Consider the following 20753-nt stretch of genomic DNA (forward strand, 5'->3'; position numbering starts at 1 on the left):
ATTAATCTTAAACGGTAAAGCAATGTGGTAAATCAGTATATAAAGGCCTATAAACGCTACCGGACACCGGTTCTCGCTGTACTGGCGACTACCATGTTGGTGTGCTCGGCGGTGTGGACCTTTGACGTACCTTGGCGGGATATTGCAGAGTATTTGTTGCTTTGTGTGTTCGGTGTAGGTTTTATAGCGCTACTTGCGGCAGCGCTAGTATTTGCGGTGCACAAAATACGGGGGAACTAGCCGTTTTAGCTCAGTATAATATCTACGCTGAGTTGGTCTGCTATAGTGTCCAAGCTTTCTTCTAGTTCATCAAGATTGCATCCGAGAGGCATTTCCGCACTTACGTGGGCTTCAAATAGTGAATCGCCGCTCATAGCTGCACTGGTAATGTTTGAGCTCATTTCCACCACATTGATTTGTTGTTGTTTTAAAGCACGGCTTACTTCGCGAACAATTCCCGGTCTATCGTTACCGAGAATATGAAGCTTGCATATTTTGGCTGCAGACGTCGCTGTTGTTGGGGCGTGTTGTCCGGGCTGAATATTAATAGTTAAGCCTTCAACGTTAAGGCTTAACAGGGCATTACTAAGTTCATCAACTTCTTGTTCGGGAACCGTGACACGCGCAATCCCAGCAAATTGTCCCGCAAGTTTAGTCATTCTGCTTTCAAGCCAGTTTCCGTGGTGGTCGGCGACAAGATCGGCCAGCCGTTCAACCAAACCGGGCCGATCCAGTCCTAAAAATGTAAAGACAAGCGAGTCGTTCACTGTGTCGTCCTTTTCGGAATGGTTAGTGTTAGATTATAGCTGATTGATGATACTACGACTGTATCGCGGCAAACAGCCTTAGAGGTATTGCATGAAAGTGATTGTAGATTTTTGTATAACGCCCTTAAATGTCGAGGCCTCATTGACGCCCTATATTGCTGAATGCCAAGTGATCATTTCCAGTATGGGCTTGTCGCACCACTTGCACGCTTACGGCACCAATATAGAAGGCGAGTGGGAAACCGTGATGGAGGCAATCAAACGTTGCCATGCGCGTTTACATGAGATGGGCGTTCCGAGATTATCAACCCAACTAAAAATTGGCACGCGTTCAGATCGTGAACAAACTATGGCGGACAAAGTCGAACATGTACGTGCATTTATTGCAGATCAGGCGCGATGATGAACATTGGTAGGTCAAAGAGGAAATAGAATGAAGTTACGCGCAGTTTCAGTATTTATGTCGTTATTTTTGAGTGGTGCTGCCTTTGCTGCGCCAGCCGTTACCGACTTAATGTGGGCCGAGGTACTCGATGCCGAGCACCGTAGTGAGCAGAATAGGGAGCGTGATAAATATCGCCACCCTCTGCAAACACTGTTATTTTTTGGCGTTCAGCCCTGCGATACGGTGGTTGAATTGTGGCCGGGGGGCGGCGGATGGTACACCGAGGTGCTCGCGCCAATTGTTGGTGATTGTGGAAAGTTGTACACCGCTCAATTCGCGAAAGACAGCGACATTGCCTACTACACTAAATCGCGTAAAAGTTTTGAAGAAAAGCTCGCTGCGAATCCAGAGGTGTACGGCAATATATCGATCACTACACTGCAACCTCCACGGTATAGTGATATTGCCCCAGCGGGCACTGCAGATAAGGTCCTTACCTTCCGCAATGTACATAACTGGCTGAAAGCGGGTGTGGCAGAAAATGTATTCGCAGCGGCGTTCAAAGCCTTAAAACCCGGCGGTATCCTGGGGGTGGTTGAGCATCGAGCCGATGCCGACGCAAGCTTAGACACTATGATTGAGAGCGGTTATGTTTCCGAAAAGCAAGTTATTGCGCTGGCGGAATCAGCCGGATTTTTATTGTTAGACAGTAGTGAAATCAACGCCAACAGCAAGGATAATCACCACCACCCTAAAGGCGTATGGACCTTGCCGCCCAGTTTGCGCTTGGGTGAAGAGCAGCGTGATCACTATTTGGCGATTGGAGAGAGTGATCGGATGACACTTAAATTTGGTAAACCGGTACATGAATGATTACGTAGAAATTCCGTGGCAAAAGCTTAGCCCGGATGCCTTTCAGGGAATGTTAGAGGAGTTAGCGACCCGCGACGGCACTGATTATGGCGAACGTGAAGTGAGCTTAGAGGAAAAGATTAGTCAGCTACGCAAGGCCCTTGAGACGAAGAGGGCTGCCATCGTGTTTAGTCCTGATACGGAAAGTTGGTCAGTTATTGCAAAAGACTAAGCTCGGTTTGGCAGAATCTGGGTGATATTGCTCACGCATTAGAATTGGTATTTGGAGAGTGGGCGTTTGGCGATAGAGGCAGATCATACATTAGACACTTGCGGACTTTTTTGTCCAGAGCCGGTCATGTTGTTACATAATAAGATTCGGGATATAACGTCAGGTGACGTCTTAGAAATTATTGCAACCGACCCGGCTACAACCCGTGATATCCCTAAGTTTTGTAATTTCTTGGGTCATGAACTCATGGCCCAAGACGACAGCGCCGGGAAATATCACTACTTCGTTAAAAAAGCCTAAGATTAACCGGCGCTATATTAGCGCCGGTTAATCTTAGGTGGTTAATAATTGGCTCAGTGCCCGTGTGGCAATTTGTCCGCCAGCCTTAATTTGGTTGGCAATGTGATATTGAAAGAAGTAGCGGAAGTTTGACTCCCTCTGCACAGGGTAAAGACTCTCATCATTACTTAGTACGGGTGAGTGGCGCGCCAAATCCATATCTGCGACTAGCGCCTCCAGCTTGCCGTCCTCATATAATCGCCAACTAATCACCGGTTCTAGCGCGAATTGTTGCTCATCGCTAAGTAAAGCGGCATGGCTACCAATGAGATCGGGTACTTCCTGGACAACAGTAGCGCTAAGCGGAGCGGGATATTCCAGCATCGCATCTAGGGCCGCAATGTGATGGGGTGGTGCTTCGCTAAAATGACGTGTGCTTCGGGGGTCGTAATAGCCTTGTGATAATCCGGTTTGGGGGTCTGTTAGGTCAATACAGCGTGATACGCCATTCAGCCAAGGTAGCACCGCGACATTCTGGCCATTGGCCAAGCGCGCCCAGCATAATATTTTTACGGCGTAGAGCTTGTCTCGACTTAGGGCGTGATGGGCATAAAGGAGGCAAAGTCCCTCGTATTCGGGGGATACGCGTAAAATTCTGTTTTCCTCATCGCGTGAAGAACGCAGAGGAAAGGGGATTATCTTCGCGGACGAAGGCTTACCGGGGTTACGTGGAGCCATAATAATTCCTCACGTAGCGGGCGGTGCATGCCAGCGGATTTCGCTAAAAGTGTGACTTTCGGCGAAATCTTTCAAAAGGAAATCTCATTTGAAATCCGAGTTGGTGCAAACTCGGTCGCGGCGATGTCCCTTTCTGTTAAAATTACTCTCTGTTTATCGATTTGCCAAGTGTTTGATAATGACTTCTTGCTATTTTGCCTACGGCTCTAATATGAACTCGGCCCGAATGCGGGCGCGGGGCTTAAACTTTGTTAAGGCAGAGGCCGCGATATTGCCGCGATTCCGCCTGGTGTTTAACAAACAGTCGCATTGTAAGCCGTCCATCGCTTACGCCAATGTTCAGCACGCGTCTGACTATCACGTTGAAGGTGTTTTATACACACTTGCGAAGGCCGAAGACTTAGATCTAATGGATTATTTTGAAGGCACCCCAGTCCGATATAGCCGTGAGTGTGTTCATGTGAATACCAGTTCAGGTCCGCGTAGCACATGGATCTATATGGCGAATCCAGCCTATATCAACAACAATCTGCTGCCAGAAAGCAGCTATTTGGCGCATTTATTGGCCGGCCGTGACTTTTTGTCTGGTGAATACATCGACATGTTGACCCGGCATGAGAGTGTATACTCTGAGCCGATCGCTGGTGAGCAAGGCTTGTTGCGAAATGCCTGAGGCTAACTTGGCGGCAGAATATATTCCTAGCGACGCTGACCGCATCTGTTCTGTGTTTGAATCGTGTTTTTGGGCGTCGAATCGAACCCGTTTGGTAGGTGGAGGCGAAGAGCCGCTATATCGACCGGCTGATGCTGAGATCGATTACCATCAGATTGTTTTTCGCTCAGATTATGCCGCCAGCGCACTGCACGAGGCGGCGCACTGGTGCATTGCTGGCGAGCAGCGAAGATTGCTAGTTGACTATGGTTATTGGTACGAGCCAGATGGCCGAGGGGTGGAGCAGCAGCGAATCTTCGAATCTGTAGAGGCTAAACCGCAGGCTTTGGAGTGGCTATTCAGTGTTGCCGCGGGCCGTCAGTTTAGAGTGAGCGTTGATAATCTCGATGGTGACGAAATTGATCCGTTTCCATTTCGACTGGCGGTGTGGCAAAACGTACGTCGCTATCTTGCCTTTGGGCTCCCGCCAAGAGCTGCGCAGTTTTGTCAGGCGCTAGGCACGCACTTTGGTTCGATGCCTTGTACTGATTTTGAGTATTATGAATTTAAATTTATTAATTAAATTATAATCTTATGAAACAAATATATAGTAAATTATAGATAAAATTTTAAGTGGTTTTGGGAGTTGCAGCGCGATTGAAAATACTGGTTGACGAAAATATACCTGCGGCTGTGGCGTGTTTCTCTCAATTTGGTGAGGTGCAGCAGGTTAATGGTAGGCAATTAACAAAGGATGGTATTGGCGACGCCGAGGTGTTGATTGTTCGCTCAGTCACTAAGGTCAACGAGCAGTTACTTGCGGGAAGCCGCATACGCTTTGTCGGATCTACCACCATTGGCACCGATCACCTCGACCTTAAATACTTGAGCGCCAATGCCATTCGCTACTGCAATGCCCCTGGTTCAAATGCAGAATCGGTGGTGGATTATGTACTTAGTGCGATTTGTCGTATCGATAACATCCTTGATCGTTTACTCGCAGGGGCTACCGTCGGCATTATTGGCTATGGCAACGTAGGGCGCCGTTTGGGGCGCCGCTTGAGCGCGCTGGGCATAGCTTGGCGCGCCTATGACCCGTTGCTGGATCAGTCTCAATTTTCTGGGTTGTGTAATTTGGAATCGGTTATTGGCAGTGATTTGCTTTGTCTGCATGCGCCATTAACCCGTGACGGCCCGTTTCCAACCTTCCATATGCTGAGCATCGACCAATTAACTGCGATGCCAAAGAATGCCGCGCTCATAAATGCTGGGCGGGGTGAGGTTGTAGCGACTGAGGTCTTACAGGCCCTTGTTGCGCAACGACCAGATATTAGATTGGCGCTTGATGTTTGGGAAGGGGAGCCGGCGTTCCCTGTCGCGCTTGCGTCAGCTTGTCAGATTGCTACACCTCACATTGCGGGGTATAGCGCCGACGGCAAGTTAACAGGTCTTCGTATGGTGGCATCAGAACTGGCGGCGTTTTTGAATGAGGAGTTGAAACCCTTTGATACACCTGACTACTTGGCTACAACCGCGCCAATTTCCTGTGACGGTGCAGATGAAGTCGATTTTATTCGCTGTGCAGTCACCTCGGTCTACGATGTGGAGGAAGATAATCTGCGTTTTCGTGGGATCATCCAGTCACCCGCTCGGGGTGATGAGTTCGATCTACTACGCAAATCCTATCCCGTTCGCAGAGAACTAGCGTTTACTGATCTAACAACGGCTAGTGCAAAGTTCCTGCCGTTACTTCACGCCCTGCAGAGCGGTTGTTGATCATCCTTGGAAGGAGCCAGCGTATCAGATAGCGTTTCGAGCATGTCCCGGCGAGTGATGATCTTGAATAAATGCGGTTTTAATAAAGACTTAAGCGCCAAGCTGAAGTTGGTGTGCTTTAGAGGATGCGATGTTTAAACTTGGATTAGTGGTTAACCCCTTTGCGGGCCTCGGTGGGCCAATGGCAATGAAGGGGAGTGATGGGCTTGATTTAGCGACTGTCCAGTCGAGTGATTTTGGCCGATCTGCCGCGCGTGCGCTGCGTTGCCTTGCCAGAATTGCATCTAGTGGAATTCAAGATGTCACCGTCTACGGCTTCTCGGGCTTGATGTCTGCGCAAAGCGAGTCAGACGATGCACTGACTGTTGGCGGCCTGCCGTTTGTTTCGGTCGGCCATGCTGCTAATGCGAACCTGACGACTCAGGCCGACACCCAGCAAGCAGCGCAGTCCTTGGCGGAAATCGGCGTCGATCTTTTGCTATTTGTGGGTGGCGATGGCACCGCGCGGGACATTTACAGTGCTGTTGGAGCATGTATTCCATGCCTGGGCGTACCCGCTGGTGTGAAAATGCACTCCGGTGTTTATGCCGTCAGCCCAGAGAGCGCGGCGGATATTGTGATCGCGCTGGTCACTGGAAAATTGGTTGATGTAAGCCAGCAAGAAGTCAGAGATATCGATGAAGACGCGTTTAGAGCTGGCAATGTGCGTTCTAAGTATTTCGGTGAACTCACTGTGCCGAGTATTGGCGGATTCTTACAACATGTAAAAGCGGGTGGACGTGAGCAAAAGGAGCTTGTGCTGGCGGATATTGCTGACCAAATCATTGATGAAATGGAACCCGAAACGCTCTACGTGATAGGCCCCGGCAGCACTACTGCAGCGATAATGGCGCAGCTCGGTCTAGACAATACTTTACTGGGTGTAGATCTCATCACTAATTTTGAGCTAAAAGCCAGCGACGTCAGCGCAGCGTCTCTAATGCAAAGTATCACTGATCACGATGGGCCAGTTAAGGCGGTTATTACCGCCATTGGTGGTCAAGGTCATATTCTTGGGCGTGGAAATCAGCAATTAACACCGGCCATCATTAAACGAATTGGTCGAGATAACTTCATCATCATCGCGACAAAAACCAAGATTACCGAACTTAATGGCCGACCTTTACTGGTTGACAGTAATGACCAAGAGGTCGACCGGGAATGGCTGGGCTTTATTAAGGTGATCACCGGCTATCGTGACAGCGTCATGTATAGGGTCAGTGCCAGCGGTGAGTGACTTTGCGCAGTTCAGTGCCGTTTCTGGGTTTTCTGATTGGACATTATCTGCGGACAAAGGCGCTCAACGCCTGTTTCACGGTCGCGGGCAGTGCTTTGCAGGCTTTGAATATTTCACCGTAGACTTCTTTCAGCCGATACTGTGGATTGTCTTATATCGGCAGCCAGATGAAGGGTTCTGGGCGGATTTCTGTGATGCATTAAAATTTCGTTTTAGTGCATGTTGTGACGCTGCAGTGGTTCAAAAACGCTATGAAAAGACCGCGTCAACTTATTGCCTATGGGGTGAGATTCCGGCAAACGTTTTCGCTGAAGAGGGCGTTTGCCGATTTAAACTGGATTTAAATAGCAAGCAGAATATCGGCTATTTTATGGATATGCAGCCTGCAAGGCAGTGGCTTGCGGAGCGGGTGGAAGGACGTCGCGTGCTTAACTTGTTTTCTTACACCTGCGCATTTTCGGTCGCTGCTGAGCAGGCTGGCGCGAATAAAATTGTGAATATCGATACCAGTAGGCCCGCGCTACTGCAGGGGCGTGAAAATCATCGATTGAATCCAGCGCCGAAGATGCCGGCAGATATAAGCTATCTCAGTCACGATATTCTAAAATCCTGGGGGCGACTGAAAAAACTGGGCCCCTTCGACATTGTGATCTGTGACCCGCCTTCGCGTCAGCCAGGCAGCTTCGACGCATTCAAAGATTACCGTAAATTGGTTCGACAATTTCCTGCACTTTTGTCAGAGGGGGGCGATGTCTTAGTGTGTCTAAATGCACCCTATGTGGGGGAAGAATTTCTGCGGGAGTTGATGTCGGAGGGTTGCCCGTCTGCTAAATTTATATCTCGTCTCAAGGGCCGGGCAGATTTTCCAGAGGCAGATTCTGATGCGGCCTTGAAAGTTCTGCATTACCGTCTTTAATTGCGCTGTCGACGTTTGATTTCGCGTACATTTGATTCATTGCTAGGGAATGCCAAGGGGCACAAAAACATTGGCGGTGTCTGTCGAAATTATAATGTTCCAATCGACTAGGGGGGTGTTGCTAAGAAATAAAGTGAACTTGTAATCCGTGGCGAAGCCACGCGGTTAAAATATAAACAGGATGTAGGGGCAGAATCATAAAATGATGATAAAGGCGGAAGCTAACGTAGCTTTTGTTACAGAAGCGCCTGCGGGGGCTTATCGCGTCGATCCCTCTCATGCTGACCTGACATTTCGGCTTAGTCATTTAGGTTTTTCCTTGTATACCGCGCGGTTCACCAAATTCACTGCGGAGCTTAATTTTGACCCGCTTAGTCCCGCTGAAATGAGTGTGGTTGCCATGATTGACCCGTACTCGCTCGCTCTACCGTCGCCGCCAGAGGGCTTTCTTGAGACCTTGTTGAGTCCCGAATGGTTAGATACAGAGCAATATTCGCAGATCATTTTCCAGTCGACAAAAGTCGAGGCGACAGGTTCCAGTGCAGTGCAGATCACCGGTGTTTTGACCCTACATGGCATTACTAAACCAGTTGTACTCGATGCGACATTTAACGGTGGTTACGCTGGCCATCCCATGGACCCACATGGACGGATTGCCTTTTCAGCAAGAGCTAGCTTTAAACGGTCTGATTTTGGTATTTCTTTCGGTATTCCAGCGCCGGGTTCGACGATGGGTGTGGGCGATAGTGTAGAGGTTATCATTGAGGCGGAGTTTACTGGGCCGCCACTCAACCCATCGAACGAGGACAGTGCACAACAGCCGTAAAGCGGCTGTTGTGGGTCGGCAAATCAAGCTAGGCTTGTTTCGTCAGTAATAGCTGCTTGCGGTAAGACGCTAGGAAGTTAGCAAAGCGCTCTATTGCGTCGGCGAGATCAAGCTTGTTCGGCAAGAATACGATTCTAAGATGATCTGGCTCATGCCAATTAAAACCACTGCCTTGTACCAAGAGTATTTTTTCTTGATTCAGCAAGTCTAAAACCAAACGCTCGTCGTCGCGAACTGGATATATTTCTGGGTCCAGTCGCGGGAACATATATATTGCGCCGGCTGGCTTCGTGCAACTTACCCCAGGTATTTCGTTCAGCATTTTATGCGCCAAATCACGCTGCTCAAGCAGGCGTCCGCCGGGCAGGATTAGCTCGTTAATACTTTGGTAACCGCCTAGCGCTGTTTGTATGGCGTGTTGAGCTGGGACGTTGGCGCACAAGCGCATAGACGACAGTATATTAAGTCCTTCGATATAGTCTGCGGCGCGGTCTTTTGCACCGGAGACGATCAACCAGCCGCTGCGAAAGCCCGCCAGCCGGTAGGCTTTTGATAAGCCATTGAAGGTTAGGCATAGAATGTCGGCTTTTAAACTGCCAATCGGAATATGCACGGCATCGTCGTACAGGATTTTGCTGTAAATTTCGTCGGCAAATACCACAAGGCTGTGGGCTTCAGCGATGGCCACGAGTTGTTCAAGCATTTCACGGCTATACACGGCACCCGTTGGGTTATTCGGGTTGATGATGACAATCGCTTTAGTGTTTGGCGTGATTTTACTCACTATGTCTTCAATAGACGGCTGCCAGCCATTATCTTCATCGCATAAATAGTGCACGGGAGTCGCGCCCGACAGCGACACAACAGCAGTCCATAGCGGATAGTCTGGCGCGGGAATGAGTACTTCGTCGCCTTGGTTTAACAGCGCTTGGGTCGCCATGCTGATCAGCTCGCTAGCGCCGTTTCCAAGGTAGATATCGTTAACGCCGACACCGGGAATGCCGATCTTTTGGCATTCTTGCATAACCGCTTTGCGCGCGCTGTATAGGCCCTTTGAATCGCTATAGCCCTCACTGTCTGGCAGCATACGAATCACGTCTTGAATGATTTCGTCAGGCGCATTAAAGCCAAACGGCGCGGGGTTGCCGATATTCAACTTAAGAATGCGGTGGCCTTCTTCTTCTAATTCATTCGCGCGCTGTAACACGGGCCCGCGAATTTCATAGCAGACGTTATTGAGTTTTTTAGATTTTAAATGCTGAACCATGTCCCGCCTTCTTAGTCGGCCGCAACCGACGTTTTAATGGTCAGTTCGTCGAACCGATTAGCTGACGAGCTGCTTGATAGATCTTGTGTGCTATTTAAAGCCGTATAAACTACTGTAGCTTATAGTGCGTAAATAGATTGGACGCTAAGTATACGGGTTTGCAGGCATTTAGGTGGAGAGGTATTCGTGGAAAAAGTAGTGAAAACTGAGCAGGAGTGGCGGGAGCTTCTATCTGAAGAGGAATTTTACATATGTAGACAGAAGGGAACAGAGCGTGCGTTCACCGGCGAGTACTACAATGAAAAGGCGCAGGGCAGTTACCTGTGTCGCTGCTGCGGTCAACCTTTGTTTGATTCGCAGACTAAATACGATTCTGGTTCTGGTTGGCCGAGTTTTTATAAACCGGTTGCGGAGGAGGTCGTTGGAGTGAACCGAGATACGAGTCATGGCATGGTTCGTGAAGAGGTGGTCTGTGCGAAATGCGAGGCACATTTGGGTCATGTTTTCCCTGATGGACCTGAACCGACGGGATTGCGGTACTGCATTAACTCGCTTTCCCTGAAACTCGACGAGTCAACTGATTGAATTGTGGTCAATTTGGCGCATAAGTAGTCGATTTGTGAGGTTTTTTCGCTTTTTTGGCCTTAACTGTAAAAAGCGGCTTGACGGCGGGGCATAAGGTTTCTAGAATTCGCGCCACTTTCAGACGTCAAGTGACTCGGAGTCTGGAAGGTTTGCGGCGTCCCCTTCGTCTAGTGGCCTAGGACACTGCCCTTTCACGGCAGTAACAGGGGTTCGAGTCCCCTAGGGGACGCCATTATTCCGCGGTGCTGACACTGTCGGCAGCGCTAAAAGAGAAGCAGAAATGCTTCTCTTTTTTTTTGTTATTTTTCCTCGATATAGTGCTAATTTGGCCTTGACGGGGTGGGGGAGTCACTCTAAAATTGCGCCCTCTTTCAGGGACAGCATTATCGCTCTGAAAGGCTCGCGGCGTCCCCTTCGTCTAGTGGCCTAGGACACTGCCCTTTCACGGCAGTAACAGGGGTTCGAGTCCCCTAGGGGACGCCAATTTCTACGTTGCAGCACGTAGAGATCTGTTAAATAAACACCCGCCACGGTGTATTGACAGTGTAAGAAAAACTTTTTAAGATGCGCCCGTCTTGATAGGGTCGCAAAAAAGTGTTTTTTATCAAGGCTGTACGGTAGTTTTGTTAATCCAATAGATTACAAGCGACCGGTGTTTGCGGGAATAGCTCAGTTGGTAGAGCGCAACCTTGCCAAGGTTGAGGTCGGGAGTTCGAGCCTCCTTTCCCGCTCCAAATTTTAAAAAGCGAAGCAAATGCTTCGCTTTTTTTTCGCCTCTCGTTTTTACTACGCAAACCACCACTTTAATGGCTGCTTTGCGTAGTAATTTGAGATTCAATGCATATTGAAGACTTGGGCGCGAAGATTCCGGTAGCAGCTTTTGTCCTCACCTTGGACTTCACTTAAGTCGTAATAGCGCTCTTCGATTTCTTGGTATTTTTGTATTTCTTCGTCCCCCAAATAATGAAGGCAATCGCCACCGAAAAACCAAAGTAGGTCGCGGTGAATTTGCGGCGTAATATCGGGATAATGACTAATGATGCGGGTAACGATACTTTGGCCAATGACAGCGTAGTCGCCCTGGTTTATAAAACTTGCGTCAAGATCAGCGCATAATGCGAGAAGTTCGCTGTTGCTTTCTTCGCTATGGCTAGGGTGCTGATCTATCACCTTTTTACATACGTCGCTGAGTGTATTACTGAGTTGGCGATAATATTCTAATCTTGTCGTCACTGTGGCTCCATTTAGGCTAGATTTCAGGCTGTTGTGTATTCCATCGCCTCGGCGTGGCAGAATAGGCGGCTAATTAATTGTCGCCTGTCCATACTCATTTAGCGCTGCGCATCACAGTCGTATTTACGTAAAAACCACGTTGTTTACCCAAAAACGACAGGTATTCTAGGGAGTTCGCGGATATTTGCAGTAAAAATTAATGAGAGTTGGTCGGCCTTAATTGACTCATTGTGCTTAGGCAGAAACTGATTTAGGTAGATACTATGGGAATTGCCCTGCAGATTAAAGGGTTACGAAAAGTCTATGACAACGGCTTTGAGGCTCTAAAAGGCATAGATTTAGAAGTGAAGGAGGGGGACTTTTTTGCGCTTCTTGGCCCTAATGGTGCGGGTAAGTCGACAACAATAGGGATTGTTTCGTCTCTCGTTAAAAAGTCCGCTGGAGACGTTCACATATTTGGCCACTCCATTCAAACTGATATGGCCGCTGCCAAGCGCGAGATCGGTGTCGTTCCTCAAGAATTTAATTTTTCAAATTTTGAAACCGTGTGGGATATCGTCGTTAATCAGGCTGGTTACTATGGATTGAGTCGGTCGATTGCCGGTACGCGCGCTGAAAAATACCTTAAAAAGCTTGGTCTCTGGGATAAGCGCGATGTCGCGTCGCGGATGCTTTCCGGCGGTATGAAACGGCGGCTTATGATTGCTCGCGCTTTAATCCATGAACCCCGTTTATTGATTCTTGATGAACCTACTGCGGGTGTCGATATTGAACTGCGCCGATCTATGTGGGAGTTCCTCACGGAAATAAACCGCAGCGGTACCACTATTATTCTTACGACTCACTACCTAGAAGAAGCGGAGAGTCTTTGTCGCCATATTGCGATAATCGATGGTGGCAATATTGTCGAAAATACCAGTATGAAGGCCTTGCTGAGGCAGCTGCAAAAGGAAGTGTTTATTTTAGATACCCGCGATGTGATCACGCCAGATATTCAAATTGAAGGCTTTGATACCCGCTATGTTGACGACCATATGTTGGAGCTTGTCCTCAAAAAAGGCAGTTCACTTAATGAGGTTTTTGTCGCCTTGAACGAGCAGGGCTTGGTGGTGACCAGTATGCGGAATAAAGCGAATCGTTTAGAAGAATTATTTGTGGGCCTGCTCGCGACTAAGTAAACCGGATGTTGTTGGCGTAAAACTGTTGGTGGCCGCCAGCCTTGAATAGATGGAGTATTGAATGACATTAGCAGAGCAGTGGGTGGCGTTTTACACCATTGTCCGCAAAGAAATCCGACGTTTTTTACGTATTTGGATGCAGACCTTATTACCGCCAGCAATAACCATGTCGCTGTATTTCGTGATTTTTGGAGCCTTAATTGGCTCGCGAATTGGCCAAATGGGTGGCTTTACCTATATGGAATTTGTGGTACCCGGTTTGATTATGATGTCGGTCATAACCAACGCATATTCAAATGTGGTGTCCTCGTTCTTCGGTGCCAAGTTTCAGCGCTTTGTAGAAGAGATTCTGGTATCACCCATGTCGAATAACACTGTGTTGTGGGGGTTTGTCATAGGTGGTGTGGCGAGAGGTTTGCTTGTTGGCTTGATCGTGACCATGTTGTCGCTATTTTTCACTAGTCTACATATTCAACACGTTGGCGTGACTATCGGTATCGTGCTGATGACGTCCATTATGTTTTCTTTGGCGGGTTTTATTAATGCCGTTTTCGCCAATAATTTTGACGATGTATCAATAGTGCCGGTATTTGTATTAACGCCCTTAACCTATCTTGGTGGCGTTTTCTATTCGATTGATCTATTGCCAGATTTTTGGGCGGGCGTGTCCCGCCTAAACCCCATGCTGTATATCGTTAACGCTTTTCGATACGGCGTATTAGGTGTATCTGACGTGAATGTCACCACGGCATTTTTGATGGTGGGTGGTTTTACTGTGGCGGCTTACGCCTATTGTATGTATTTGTTGGCGAGCGGCACTCGCCTGCGTCATTAGTGAGTTAAAAAGCTGCAATGAGCGATAAAAAACATCATGGGCCGCTGGGTGAAAAGGTCGATTACCCGCAAGAGTACGACCCCTCGTGTTTGCACCCCATTTCTAGGGACGCCGGGCGCGAAACTTTAGGGCTAGGCGGAGCTTCGAGCTTACCGTTTTCGGGCGTTGATATTTGGAATGCCTATGAGGTGTCTTGGTTAACTGAGTCGGGCATGCCAAAGGTGGCCTGTGCGGAGTTTCGTTTTCCTGCTGACAGCCCCAATATCGTCGAATCAAAGTCGTTTAAATTGTATTTGAACTCCTTTAACCAATCGCGAATTAAGGATGTTGATGCGCTAAAGCGCTTATTGCTTGCAGATTTAAGTCGCGCTACGGGCGCAGACGTTGAGGTCGAGGTATATACGCCGAATGTGTGGGCGGAGGTCTCTAGGATTTCGCTGCCGGTGGGTGAGTGTTTAGACGAACTGGACATTAGTCCATCGTCTTTTTTGCCTGCGCCGGAATTATTGCAGGCAGTAAGCGGGGAAGTGGTTAGTGAAAAGTTATACAGCAACTTGTTGCGTTCACGCTGCCCGGTAACGTCTCAGCCAGATTGGGCCACTGTTGAAATTCACTATCGCGGCCCGAAGATTAATAGGTCTCAATTATTGGCTTATATCGTGTCGTTTCGTGAGCATGATGAGTTCCACGAGCACTGCGTGGAGCGCATATTTAGCGATTTAATTAGTCGGCTTCAGCCAGAGTCGCTAACGGTATACGCTCGCTATACCCGTCGAGGCGGTTTGGATATAAACCCTTGGCGTAGCACCGATTCTAGTGTCGTTGCGCTGAATGCCCGTGGTGCACGTCAGTAGGCGTTCGCTTTTTATACCTCCTATCTCGGTAGGTAAATAACCGGATAGTTTCTCATTTCTATTGGCGCATAATCGTGTTTAATCTGAAATGTGAGAGAGCCGCGATGCTGGTAGCGAGTTATCTGCTTGGTTACAACAAAAATGACACCGTGAAACATCTCGCTGTCGATAACATCCTGCCGGATCAGTTGCAGGGTGCTGATATACGACTGTTCTCCCGTGGAGCAAGCGCCGATGGCGCGTCAAAAATTACAGACCTTCTACTATTATTTCCCGGCGCTGCGGCGCCACAAAACATAGTGTGTTTGCCGGCACTTCCGCAAAATGCTGTGTCACACTTATTAGCCGGTATGCCCTTGCAGGTAGTCGACTTTGCCCATGGCCGAAAGTTATCAGTGGTGTACACCCATGATCAGCAGCGTTGCGCATAAAGTGGGTTACATGCAAAAAAGTCGTCCTTTGGAGGCGATGCACTATTCAGTACACGGCCCACATTCGACGATCAGCTTATGTCTTAAGGATCGTCGTGTTAGCTATGCGGCTAATTTTATGGCGCAAATTCCTGAAACTATTACCGACCGTATCAGTGAAGATTATCGCGAAGTTCTAAATGCAGACTTGTTGAGTTATTTCATCGAACTGGGCGAGAATTTATCGCAATAGCCTACTAAGTTGGATTACCCACCCATACAACAAAGCCGCAAATAGTCGCTGCTTAATACCTCTTCCTTGTTTATCATGTGCACTCGGATTTTTGATGGGTGGATTTAATAGTGTCTGATTCAACGCGTCGAGCAGCATTTATCACTATGCTGGATTTGCAAAACCGCATGAATAGCAAAGTACATAGCGATTGGATGAAGCAAGGTTTTGCTTGGTATCGTGCCGCTTGGATAGAGTGTGGCGAGCTAATGGATCATTACGGTTATAAGTGGTGGAAGAAGCAACATCCTGATTTGGCACAGGTTCAGTTAGAAGTGGTTGATATTTGGCACTTTGGCATGAGTGCGTTATTTAAAGATGGCGTTGATATAGCTAGCATGGCCAGCGCGATTGAGTCCGAACTTGCAGATCATCAGCCTTCTGGTTTAGATGTGCTCGCTGCCACTGAGGCGCTTGCAGAGTACTGTTTACGTACCAAAGGTTTCTCGGTTCCGCTGTTTTGGGATTTGATGACGGCCTCTGAGCTGAGTTTTGATGATCTGTATAAACAGTATGTTGGCAAAAATGTATTGAATTTTTTCCGTCAAGATCATGGTTATAAAGACGGAAGCTATAAAAAGGTATGGCAGGGAGAGGAAGATAATGTGCACTTAGTCGAGATATTGGCTCAGTCGGACGTGACATCCAGCCAGTTTGCCGACGATGTGTATCAAGGCCTCGCTGCGCGTTATCCAAGGGCTTAGGCGGATTTAGAATGTCATCAGACAAGCTATCTACTTCAGCAATAGCCAAGCAGGGAGAAATCCCTGTTCAGCAGTTATTTTCTGTACTTAAGGATTATGGCTGGATACGCAAGGTTGAAGATGGATGGGTGCTAACAAGCAAGGGTGAGTTTGAAGGCGGTAGCTACCAAAGCAGTAAGCGCTACGGCCGTTATATTGTGTGGCCACAAAATTTGCTGGAACACCAACTTTTCAAGGCGATGGAGAGTAATAAGTTATTGTCTGCGGCTGCGCTTGGCAGAATGGAAGGCCTCAGTGGCCGGCAGTTAAATCGGGTGTTTGTTGAATTAGCTTGGTTAAAGCCTAGTTCGCGCGGTTGGGAATTAACCCCGACTGGCAGTGCGATTGGCGGACAGCTCTTTGAAAATCAGCAGAGTAGCTTAAGTTATGTCCTCTGGCCTGAAGAGATTCGGAGTCGTGAGGCTTTTCTTCGTTTGCTCAAAGAGTGTCGGATAGAAGAGAAGGCCACCGAAGACTTATTCGACGATAAGGCTGATGGCTGGATTGCTTTAGATGGCGTTGCCTGTAAAACCCGTGAGCATTGTCATATTGCGCAGTGGCTTTATTTAGCTGGTGTACGGTATAGCATTTATCGACCCTTGCCTGTAGATGAACTGCAGGTCAGTGACTTCTATTTGCCCGATAACAGGGTTTGCCTTGAGTATTGGGGTGCCAGTGACCATTCTGATGCGATATCCGCCCGTATGCGACGTGCGGAGTTGTGCGAAGATTTGGGTTTATTGGTTTTAGACATTCATCCTGAAGATATTGCGACCTTAGACGATTATCTTAGTCGACATCTTCAGCAGTTAGGCGTGGACTTTTACTAGCATTCAGAAATGAATCGGTACTCAACGATCAAATTCGATTTTTATCGCTTCTGCTAGTGCTAAGTCTTTTGCGGTCAGGCCACCGGCATCATGACTTGTCAAAGCAATAGTAACGGTTTTATACACGTTGCTCCACTCGGGATGGTGGTCGATTTTCTCTGCACGAATGGCTACGCGGGTCATAAATGAAAACGCGCTTATAAAATCCTTGAATTCAAACACTCGGCACAATTTCCCGTCACTTAATTCCCAGCCCACTAGTTCTTTAAGTGCATTACTGATTTCTAAATCGGTTAGCTTCACTGTCATGGCTTGTCTCTACTTTTTAAAAATATGCCGCATTCCATGTGATGAGTGTACGGGAACTGGTCGAAGAGGGCGAAGGCCTGAACCGCATGAGTTTTGGTTAATATTTGCAAATCTCGGTGTAGCGTTTCTGGGTTGCACGAGATATAGACAATATCCGTGAAATTGGAAATCAGTTGGCGGGTATTTTCGTCCAAACCCGCGCGTGGCGGATCTACCAGAACCGTTTTAATGTTGAAGTCATCCAAGTTGATATCAGCTAGTCGTCGAAAGCTGCGCTCCTTATTGAGCGCTGAGGTAAGTTCTTCACTCGACATACGGAGCACGTTGGTATTGGTAATGCCGTTTAAGTCGAAATTTTCATGCGCAGCCTTAACCGAGGTCTTCGAGATTTCTGTGGCCAGCACTTTTCTGAAGTGCTTAGAAAGTGGCGCGGTAAAGTTGCCGTTACCGCAATAGAGTTCCAGTAAATCTTGATCTTGATTATCGCCTACCTGAGATTTTGCCCAGCCAATCATGGTGGCATTGAGTTTGCCGTTTGGCTGGGTAAAGCCTCCCTCAAATTGCTTGTAGGTATACTGTTCGTCGCCTATAGGCAAAACTTCGACCACGTAGTCGCGCTCAAGTACAAGTTTTTGCTTTTTACTACGACCAATAATTTGAATATCCAGCTTCGTCGCCAATTCACGGGCGCTGGCTTCCCACTCTTCGTCAAGACGACGATGGTAAATCAGGCTGACAAGCATATCGCCGCTTAAGGTGCTCAGAAACTCAACTTGGAAAAGCCGCTTGCTTAAAATTATGTTGCCATTCAGCTCGCCCAAAAGTGTTGGCATCAGGTCGTAAATAGCTTTTGACGCGATAGGAAACTGATCTATGCGTACAGGTATTTTCGGCTCAGCCGGGTCGAACATGGCGTAATAAGCGTCACCGTTGTCATGCCATAAACGGAACTCTGCCCGCAATCGGTAGTGCTCCGGCTCAGATGGGAATATGGTTGGCGAGGGTAATGCAAGGTCGTCAAAAAGCGCAGAAACCTCGTTCGCCTTCTTTTCGAGAATGGTGGAATAGTTGTTTACGTCGATGGGTGCTAAGCTCATAGTCGTTCCGATTGGATAGCGCTTTTCAGCGGGACTTGATTCGCATGCGGTCTCTGTTCTGCCAAATTACTTCAGCCTGTTGCATACATTGCTGTTGATCTAATTCAGGGGCGCGCAGTTGCAGGGTAATCGCGATAGTACCAATAATGGCTAGGTAGCCATATTCACTAACAATGTCATTCTGCCAAGCTGATACTAGCTCTGTAATATTGAGGGAATCGAGTTTTTCCTGACGTCCATCAAGTAGCTTTGGCCATTCAGATTCTGACAGCACGCCATTGTGAACCATCTTAACTTTGCATACCGCTTCAGGTTTGCGTTCCGCCTCACCGGCTTCACCTTTAAATACCACCGCATGGGCTTGCCCGAGTAAGGCGGCGGCCTGTTGATGGTTTTCTGCGTAGGCGGGATGAAAAATACTCTGCATAGAAAAGGGCGCAGATAACGGATTTAGTAGACGGGATAAAGTATGTACTGGAGAGCGTAAACCAAATTGATTGCGAAGATCGATCATGCGCTGCAGCATTGGCGAAAAGTTAGCTAAGGGCATGTAAGCGAAATTGGATCGATTGAGCTTTTCTTCTACATCAGGCCAGGACGACGCGGGGACCTCACCAAGAGCTGCTAAGACGTGTTCGCTGTAAATTCTGTCCGCGGTGTGGCCCGATGCACCATGCATAACGATGCGCAGACCGCTGTCTGCCAGTGCGAGAGCTGACAGTAAATACCAAGGTAATTGGCGCCGTTTCCCCGCGTAGCTCGCCCAGTCTAAATCAACGCTAATTACTGGCGCCGAGATGGTATCTCTTACGGCCTTTACGAATCCCGCGAGTTCCTCAAAGCTTTCCTCTTTCACCCGTAAAAGCATCAGAAAGGCGCCGAGCTGGACATCTTCAACTTCGCCTCGCAGTATCATGCCCATGGCATGACGAGCTTCTGACTCTGTGAGTGATCGAGAACCGGTTTTGCCTTTACCTAAAATGCGTACGTATTGCGCAAAGGGATGTTCTAGCGACATATTGCTACTCTTAGGATTAAAGGCAGTTATCCGGCCGGGGTAGGCCTGCAACTTTACTCAGAATTTTTGCTGGGCTACCAGGGAACAGCGTCAAGAAATACAGACTGTTGCCTTTGTCAGATCCAAATTCAAGTTTCGCGTATTTTATCAGTGGCCGCATCGCGGGCGATAGGCCGAACTGTTTGTAATAGCTCTGGACTAGCTGAATTAGCTCCCAGTGTTGCTCAGTTAGTGATATCGCACTATCTTCCGCTAAAGCCGAGGCAACTTCTGGCGACCAATCCTCTAGGTTCTTTAAAAACCCGTCTTTGTCAGTGGCGATCTTTTGGCCGTTTACAATGAGAGCGCCCATCTTACCAGCTGATGCACTGTGGGTGGGCTACGCATAAATCTACGAACTCTGGGAAATCTAGAAGATTTATTTTCTGGTTTGGGGTAATTCCCCGGCGTAGGAGATCATCTCTCAGTGCGTAAAATGCTATATCTTGTCCCGTGCTGCCCAGTATCGACGGGCTTAGCGTGACCGCATCTTCAATTAATATAATGGCGTCGGTATCTGATAAGCTGCTTTTACACCTGTCGTAACTGGCAGGGCTATTTAAAATATGGAGATGCATTAGAAACTCTGTACTCGGTCCGCGCTGCGTAATAATTCGTGCAGCTTGGCGGCTGAAATTTCGCTCGCGTGTGCCACTAGCGAGTTTTGACTTAGCTGTCGTGCCTCGCGATCTTCTTTAAGATAGAAAATCTTTTCGATGTCATACAAGGGCAGGGCATTTATGATGCCAGAATGGGGTTTTGCTTCAATAATCGTTGCATCTTTGGCGGTTAACAGTTGAAAGATCGCGTCTTGTAAAAATACCAAGCTGATTTTTTGATCAAATGCGGCCGTGGCCAAAGCCATATCAACTGCTTCGCGAGCGAGACTGTGTCCGTATGCTTGGCGAGTAAATAAATATAAAAAATGCATTTAATTTCCGAATCGGACAATACGGTCAGCATTTATACATGCATCAACCCACTGACCAAGGCCGCCGATATTGAAGCTCTCGTTCATATTGTGACCGTCGATTTCATAACGTTGCGCCTCTTTTTCATCAACGACGCCGCGACGAAGGGCGCTAGAAACGCAGACGACTAAGTCGAGTTCATGCTCTTTTTGAAGTGATTGCCACTGAACCGGAATAGACAGCTCGTCTTGGGGTGGCGTTATGAAGCTATTTGCACAGTGAACGCCATCGTTGAAAAAAAACACTCGGTAAATTCGGTGTTTGCGTTCAATGACAGCCTTGCAAAATTTAAGTGCGGTATGACTCGATTGGTCTGAATAGGGTTGGCCCGTAACCAGAATTGCAAAACAGAGGCTCATTAGGGCCTCTGTTTTGACGTTTTTACATGGTGGT

The 20753-nt window shown here is 48.1% G+C and carries 30 protein-coding genes and 3 tRNA genes; 22 read left to right on the forward strand and 11 right to left on the reverse strand.

The genetic code is table 11. The features are described from left to right. The first annotated feature begins 24 nt into the window (after positions 1-24). Entirely contained in the window at positions 25-240 is a 216-nt protein-coding gene (locus O9X78_RS08395; protein WP_269619188.1) for a hypothetical protein, read from the forward strand. A 5-nt stretch (positions 241-245) separates the two neighbouring features. Here O9X78_RS08395 and O9X78_RS08400 read toward each other — a convergent pair whose 3' ends face one another. Next, the gene (locus O9X78_RS08400) at positions 246-767 is read right to left on the reverse strand and encodes a glycine cleavage system transcriptional repressor (protein WP_269619189.1); all 522 of its coding nucleotides are present in this window, start codon (positions 765-767) and stop codon (positions 246-248) included. Positions 768-858: 91 nt separating this feature from the next. Here O9X78_RS08400 and O9X78_RS08405 point away from each other — a divergent pair, with 91 nt between their 5' ends. From O9X78_RS08405 to tusA, 4 genes are all read left to right on the forward strand, one after another. Then, positions 859-1170, forward strand: coding sequence for an MTH1187 family thiamine-binding protein (locus tag O9X78_RS08405; protein WP_269619190.1), 312 nt, complete (start codon positions 859-861; stop codon positions 1168-1170). A 30-nt stretch (positions 1171-1200) separates the two neighbouring features. Continuing rightward, entirely contained in the window at positions 1201-2025 is an 825-nt protein-coding gene (locus tag O9X78_RS08410; protein WP_269619191.1) for a class I SAM-dependent methyltransferase, read from the forward strand. Next, positions 2018-2236, forward strand: coding sequence for a YheU family protein (locus O9X78_RS08415; protein WP_269619192.1), 219 nt, complete (start codon positions 2018-2020; stop codon positions 2234-2236). The genes O9X78_RS08410 and O9X78_RS08415 overlap by 8 nt, the downstream gene beginning before the upstream one ends. Before the next feature lie 66 nt (positions 2237-2302). Next, a complete protein-coding gene (gene tusA, locus O9X78_RS08420; protein WP_269619193.1) occupies positions 2303-2536 on the forward strand; it encodes a sulfurtransferase TusA in 234 nt (77 codons plus the stop codon). A gap of 33 nt (positions 2537-2569) precedes the next feature. Here tusA and O9X78_RS08425 read toward each other — a convergent pair whose 3' ends face one another. Continuing rightward, positions 2570-3253: a hypothetical protein gene (locus tag O9X78_RS08425; RefSeq protein ID WP_269619194.1), complete on the reverse strand. Its 684-nt coding sequence runs from the start codon at positions 3251-3253 to the stop codon at positions 2570-2572. A gap of 178 nt (positions 3254-3431) precedes the next feature. Here O9X78_RS08425 and O9X78_RS08430 point away from each other — a divergent pair, with 178 nt between their 5' ends. The 6 genes from O9X78_RS08430 (at position 3432) to O9X78_RS08455 (ending at position 8699) form a co-directional block, all read left to right on the forward strand. Continuing rightward, positions 3432-3926, forward strand: a complete 495-nt coding sequence (locus O9X78_RS08430; protein ID WP_269619195.1) for a gamma-glutamylcyclotransferase family protein — start codon at positions 3432-3434, stop codon at positions 3924-3926. Continuing rightward, the gene (locus O9X78_RS08435; protein WP_269619196.1) at positions 3919-4488 is read left to right on the forward strand and encodes an elongation factor P hydroxylase; all 570 of its coding nucleotides are present in this window, start codon (positions 3919-3921) and stop codon (positions 4486-4488) included. The genes O9X78_RS08430 and O9X78_RS08435 overlap by 8 nt, the downstream gene beginning before the upstream one ends. A 74-nt stretch (positions 4489-4562) precedes the next feature. Further along, a complete protein-coding gene (locus O9X78_RS08440; protein WP_269619197.1) occupies positions 4563-5681 on the forward strand; it encodes a 4-phosphoerythronate dehydrogenase in 1119 nt (372 codons plus the stop codon). Between the two features lie 130 nt (positions 5682-5811). Next, a complete protein-coding gene (locus O9X78_RS08445) occupies positions 5812-6957 on the forward strand; it encodes an ATP-NAD kinase family protein (protein WP_269619198.1) in 1146 nt (381 codons plus the stop codon). Beyond that, on the forward strand, positions 6950-7873 hold the full coding sequence (locus tag O9X78_RS08450) for a class I SAM-dependent methyltransferase (RefSeq protein WP_269619199.1): 924 nt from the start codon (positions 6950-6952) through the stop codon (positions 7871-7873). The genes O9X78_RS08445 and O9X78_RS08450 overlap by 8 nt, the downstream gene beginning before the upstream one ends. Positions 7874-8075: 202 nt before the next feature. Next, entirely contained in the window at positions 8076-8699 is a 624-nt protein-coding gene (locus tag O9X78_RS08455; protein WP_269619200.1) for a YceI family protein, read from the forward strand. 28 nt (positions 8700-8727) lie between these two features. Here the strand turns inward: O9X78_RS08455 and O9X78_RS08460 are convergent, their stop codons facing one another. Then, complete coding sequence (locus tag O9X78_RS08460; RefSeq protein WP_269619201.1) at positions 8728-9966, reverse strand: pyridoxal phosphate-dependent aminotransferase; 1239 nt, start codon at positions 9964-9966, stop codon at positions 8728-8730. Between the two features lie 186 nt (positions 9967-10152). On the opposite strand from O9X78_RS08460, the gene msrB reads away from it, so the two are divergent. The 4 genes from msrB to O9X78_RS08480 all read left to right on the forward strand — a co-directional run bounded on the left by msrB (position 10153) and on the right by O9X78_RS08480 (position 11285). Next, complete coding sequence (gene msrB / locus O9X78_RS08465) at positions 10153-10551, forward strand: peptide-methionine (R)-S-oxide reductase MsrB (protein ID WP_269619202.1); 399 nt, start codon at positions 10153-10155, stop codon at positions 10549-10551. A gap of 156 nt (positions 10552-10707) precedes the next feature. Beyond that, positions 10708-10783 (forward strand) — tRNA-Glu (locus tag O9X78_RS08470). Between the two features lie 175 nt (positions 10784-10958). Next, positions 10959-11034 (forward strand) — tRNA-Glu (locus O9X78_RS08475). Positions 11035-11209: 175 nt separating this feature from the next. Then, a tRNA-Gly gene (locus O9X78_RS08480) sits at positions 11210-11285 on the forward strand. 100 nt (positions 11286-11385) lie between these two features. Here O9X78_RS08480 and O9X78_RS08485 read toward each other — a convergent pair. Then, complete coding sequence (locus O9X78_RS08485) at positions 11386-11784, reverse strand: PA2817 family protein (RefSeq protein ID WP_269619203.1); 399 nt, start codon at positions 11782-11784, stop codon at positions 11386-11388. A 263-nt stretch (positions 11785-12047) separates the two neighbouring features. Here O9X78_RS08485 and O9X78_RS08490 point away from each other — a divergent pair, with 263 nt between their 5' ends. The 7 genes from O9X78_RS08490 (at position 12048) to O9X78_RS08520 (ending at position 16926) form a co-directional block, all read left to right on the forward strand. Beyond that, a complete protein-coding gene (locus O9X78_RS08490; protein ID WP_269619204.1) occupies positions 12048-12962 on the forward strand; it encodes an ABC transporter ATP-binding protein in 915 nt (304 codons plus the stop codon). Positions 12963-13023: 61 nt separating this feature from the next. After that, positions 13024-13797, forward strand: a complete 774-nt coding sequence (locus O9X78_RS08495; protein WP_269619205.1) for an ABC transporter permease — start codon at positions 13024-13026, stop codon at positions 13795-13797. Positions 13798-13814: 17 nt separating this feature from the next. Next, a complete protein-coding gene (gene queF / locus O9X78_RS08500) occupies positions 13815-14651 on the forward strand; it encodes an NADPH-dependent 7-cyano-7-deazaguanine reductase QueF (RefSeq protein WP_269619206.1) in 837 nt (278 codons plus the stop codon). Positions 14652-14725: 74 nt separating this feature from the next. Next, on the forward strand, positions 14726-15082 hold the full coding sequence (locus tag O9X78_RS08505; RefSeq protein ID WP_269619207.1) for a hypothetical protein: 357 nt from the start codon (positions 14726-14728) through the stop codon (positions 15080-15082). Beyond that, positions 15060-15314, forward strand: a complete 255-nt coding sequence (locus O9X78_RS08510) for a hypothetical protein (RefSeq protein WP_269619208.1) — start codon at positions 15060-15062, stop codon at positions 15312-15314. The genes O9X78_RS08505 and O9X78_RS08510 overlap by 23 nt, the downstream gene beginning before the upstream one ends. 146 nt (positions 15315-15460) lie before the next feature. Further along, complete coding sequence (locus O9X78_RS08515; RefSeq protein WP_269619238.1) at positions 15461-16057, forward strand: dUTP diphosphatase; 597 nt, start codon at positions 15461-15463, stop codon at positions 16055-16057. A gap of 11 nt (positions 16058-16068) precedes the next feature. Further along, entirely contained in the window at positions 16069-16926 is an 858-nt protein-coding gene (locus O9X78_RS08520; RefSeq protein WP_269619209.1) for a hypothetical protein, read from the forward strand. Between the two features lie 21 nt (positions 16927-16947). Here O9X78_RS08520 and O9X78_RS08525 read toward each other — a convergent pair whose 3' ends face one another. From O9X78_RS08525 to tusD, 7 genes are read right to left on the reverse strand one after another with little or no spacing between them, the layout of a single operon-like run. Beyond that, the gene (locus O9X78_RS08525) at positions 16948-17235 is read right to left on the reverse strand and encodes a 4a-hydroxytetrahydrobiopterin dehydratase (protein ID WP_269619210.1); all 288 of its coding nucleotides are present in this window, start codon (positions 17233-17235) and stop codon (positions 16948-16950) included. Further along, entirely contained in the window at positions 17232-18332 is a 1101-nt protein-coding gene (trmA, locus tag O9X78_RS08530) for a tRNA (uridine(54)-C5)-methyltransferase TrmA (RefSeq protein ID WP_269619211.1), read from the reverse strand. The genes O9X78_RS08525 and trmA overlap by 4 nt, the downstream gene beginning before the upstream one ends. A gap of 25 nt (positions 18333-18357) precedes the next feature. Then, positions 18358-19350, reverse strand: coding sequence for a glycosyl transferase family protein (locus O9X78_RS08535; RefSeq protein WP_269619212.1), 993 nt, complete (start codon positions 19348-19350; stop codon positions 18358-18360). A 16-nt stretch (positions 19351-19366) separates the two neighbouring features. Next, a complete protein-coding gene (locus O9X78_RS08540) occupies positions 19367-19702 on the reverse strand; it encodes a TusE/DsrC/DsvC family sulfur relay protein (protein WP_269619213.1) in 336 nt (111 codons plus the stop codon). 1 nt (position 19703) lies between these two features. Continuing rightward, on the reverse strand, positions 19704-19967 hold the full coding sequence (locus tag O9X78_RS08545; protein ID WP_269619214.1) for a DsrH/TusB family sulfur metabolism protein: 264 nt from the start codon (positions 19965-19967) through the stop codon (positions 19704-19706). Then, complete coding sequence (gene tusC / locus O9X78_RS08550) at positions 19967-20320, reverse strand: sulfurtransferase complex subunit TusC (RefSeq protein ID WP_269619215.1); 354 nt, start codon at positions 20318-20320, stop codon at positions 19967-19969. Before tusC ends, O9X78_RS08545 begins: the two co-directional genes overlap by 1 nt. After that, positions 20321-20719 carry a sulfurtransferase complex subunit TusD gene (gene tusD / locus O9X78_RS08555; protein WP_269619216.1) on the reverse strand — a complete coding sequence of 133 codons (399 nt, stop codon included), beginning with the start codon at positions 20717-20719 and terminating at the stop codon, positions 20321-20323. Positions 20720-20753: the final 34 nt, after the last annotated feature.

This window comes from Zhongshania aquatica, assembly GCF_027257955.1.
Classification (GTDB): domain Bacteria; phylum Pseudomonadota; class Gammaproteobacteria; order Pseudomonadales; family Spongiibacteraceae; genus Spongiibacter; species Spongiibacter aquatica.

Bases quoted from the DNA above. Each gene is read 5' to 3' on its own strand.
- O9X78_RS08410 (WP_269619191.1), top strand. From the start codon at position 1,201: ATGAAGTTACGCGCAGTTTCAGTATTTATGTCGTTATTTTTGAGTGGT.
- O9X78_RS08435 (WP_269619196.1), top strand. From the start codon at position 3,919: ATGCCTGAGGCTAACTTGGCGGCAGAATATATTCCTAGCGACGCTGAC.
- O9X78_RS08445 (WP_269619198.1), top strand. From the start codon at position 5,812: ATGTTTAAACTTGGATTAGTGGTTAACCCCTTTGCGGGCCTCGGTGGG.
- queF (WP_269619206.1), top strand. From the start codon at position 13,815: ATGAGCGATAAAAAACATCATGGGCCGCTGGGTGAAAAGGTCGATTAC.
- O9X78_RS08535 (WP_269619212.1), bottom strand. From the start codon at position 19,350: ATGTCGCTAGAACATCCCTTTGCGCAATACGTACGCATTTTAGGTAAA.
- O9X78_RS08405 (WP_269619190.1), top strand. From the start codon at position 859: ATGAAAGTGATTGTAGATTTTTGTATAACGCCCTTAAATGTCGAGGCC.
- tusC (WP_269619215.1), bottom strand. From the start codon at position 20,320: ATGCATTTTTTATATTTATTTACTCGCCAAGCATACGGACACAGTCTC.
- O9X78_RS08510 (WP_269619208.1), top strand. From the start codon at position 15,060: ATGATCAGCAGCGTTGCGCATAAAGTGGGTTACATGCAAAAAAGTCGT.
- O9X78_RS08520 (WP_269619209.1), top strand. From the start codon at position 16,069: ATGTCATCAGACAAGCTATCTACTTCAGCAATAGCCAAGCAGGGAGAA.
- O9X78_RS08515 (WP_269619238.1), top strand. From the start codon at position 15,461: ATGCTGGATTTGCAAAACCGCATGAATAGCAAAGTACATAGCGATTGG.
- tusD (WP_269619216.1), bottom strand. From the start codon at position 20,719: ATGAGCCTCTGTTTTGCAATTCTGGTTACGGGCCAACCCTATTCAGAC.
- O9X78_RS08455 (WP_269619200.1), top strand. From the start codon at position 8,076: ATGATGATAAAGGCGGAAGCTAACGTAGCTTTTGTTACAGAAGCGCCT.
- O9X78_RS08540 (WP_269619213.1), bottom strand. From the start codon at position 19,702: ATGGGCGCTCTCATTGTAAACGGCCAAAAGATCGCCACTGACAAAGAC.
- O9X78_RS08425 (WP_269619194.1), bottom strand. From the start codon at position 3,253: ATGGCTCCACGTAACCCCGGTAAGCCTTCGTCCGCGAAGATAATCCCC.
- O9X78_RS08460 (WP_269619201.1), bottom strand. From the start codon at position 9,966: ATGGTTCAGCATTTAAAATCTAAAAAACTCAATAACGTCTGCTATGAA.
- O9X78_RS08490 (WP_269619204.1), top strand. From the start codon at position 12,048: ATGGGAATTGCCCTGCAGATTAAAGGGTTACGAAAAGTCTATGACAAC.
- trmA (WP_269619211.1), bottom strand. From the start codon at position 18,332: ATGAGCTTAGCACCCATCGACGTAAACAACTATTCCACCATTCTCGAA.
- O9X78_RS08415 (WP_269619192.1), top strand. From the start codon at position 2,018: ATGAATGATTACGTAGAAATTCCGTGGCAAAAGCTTAGCCCGGATGCC.
- O9X78_RS08525 (WP_269619210.1), bottom strand. From the start codon at position 17,235: ATGACAGTGAAGCTAACCGATTTAGAAATCAGTAATGCACTTAAAGAA.
- O9X78_RS08545 (WP_269619214.1), bottom strand. From the start codon at position 19,967: ATGCATCTCCATATTTTAAATAGCCCTGCCAGTTACGACAGGTGTAAA.
- O9X78_RS08430 (WP_269619195.1), top strand. From the start codon at position 3,432: ATGACTTCTTGCTATTTTGCCTACGGCTCTAATATGAACTCGGCCCGA.
- O9X78_RS08495 (WP_269619205.1), top strand. From the start codon at position 13,024: ATGACATTAGCAGAGCAGTGGGTGGCGTTTTACACCATTGTCCGCAAA.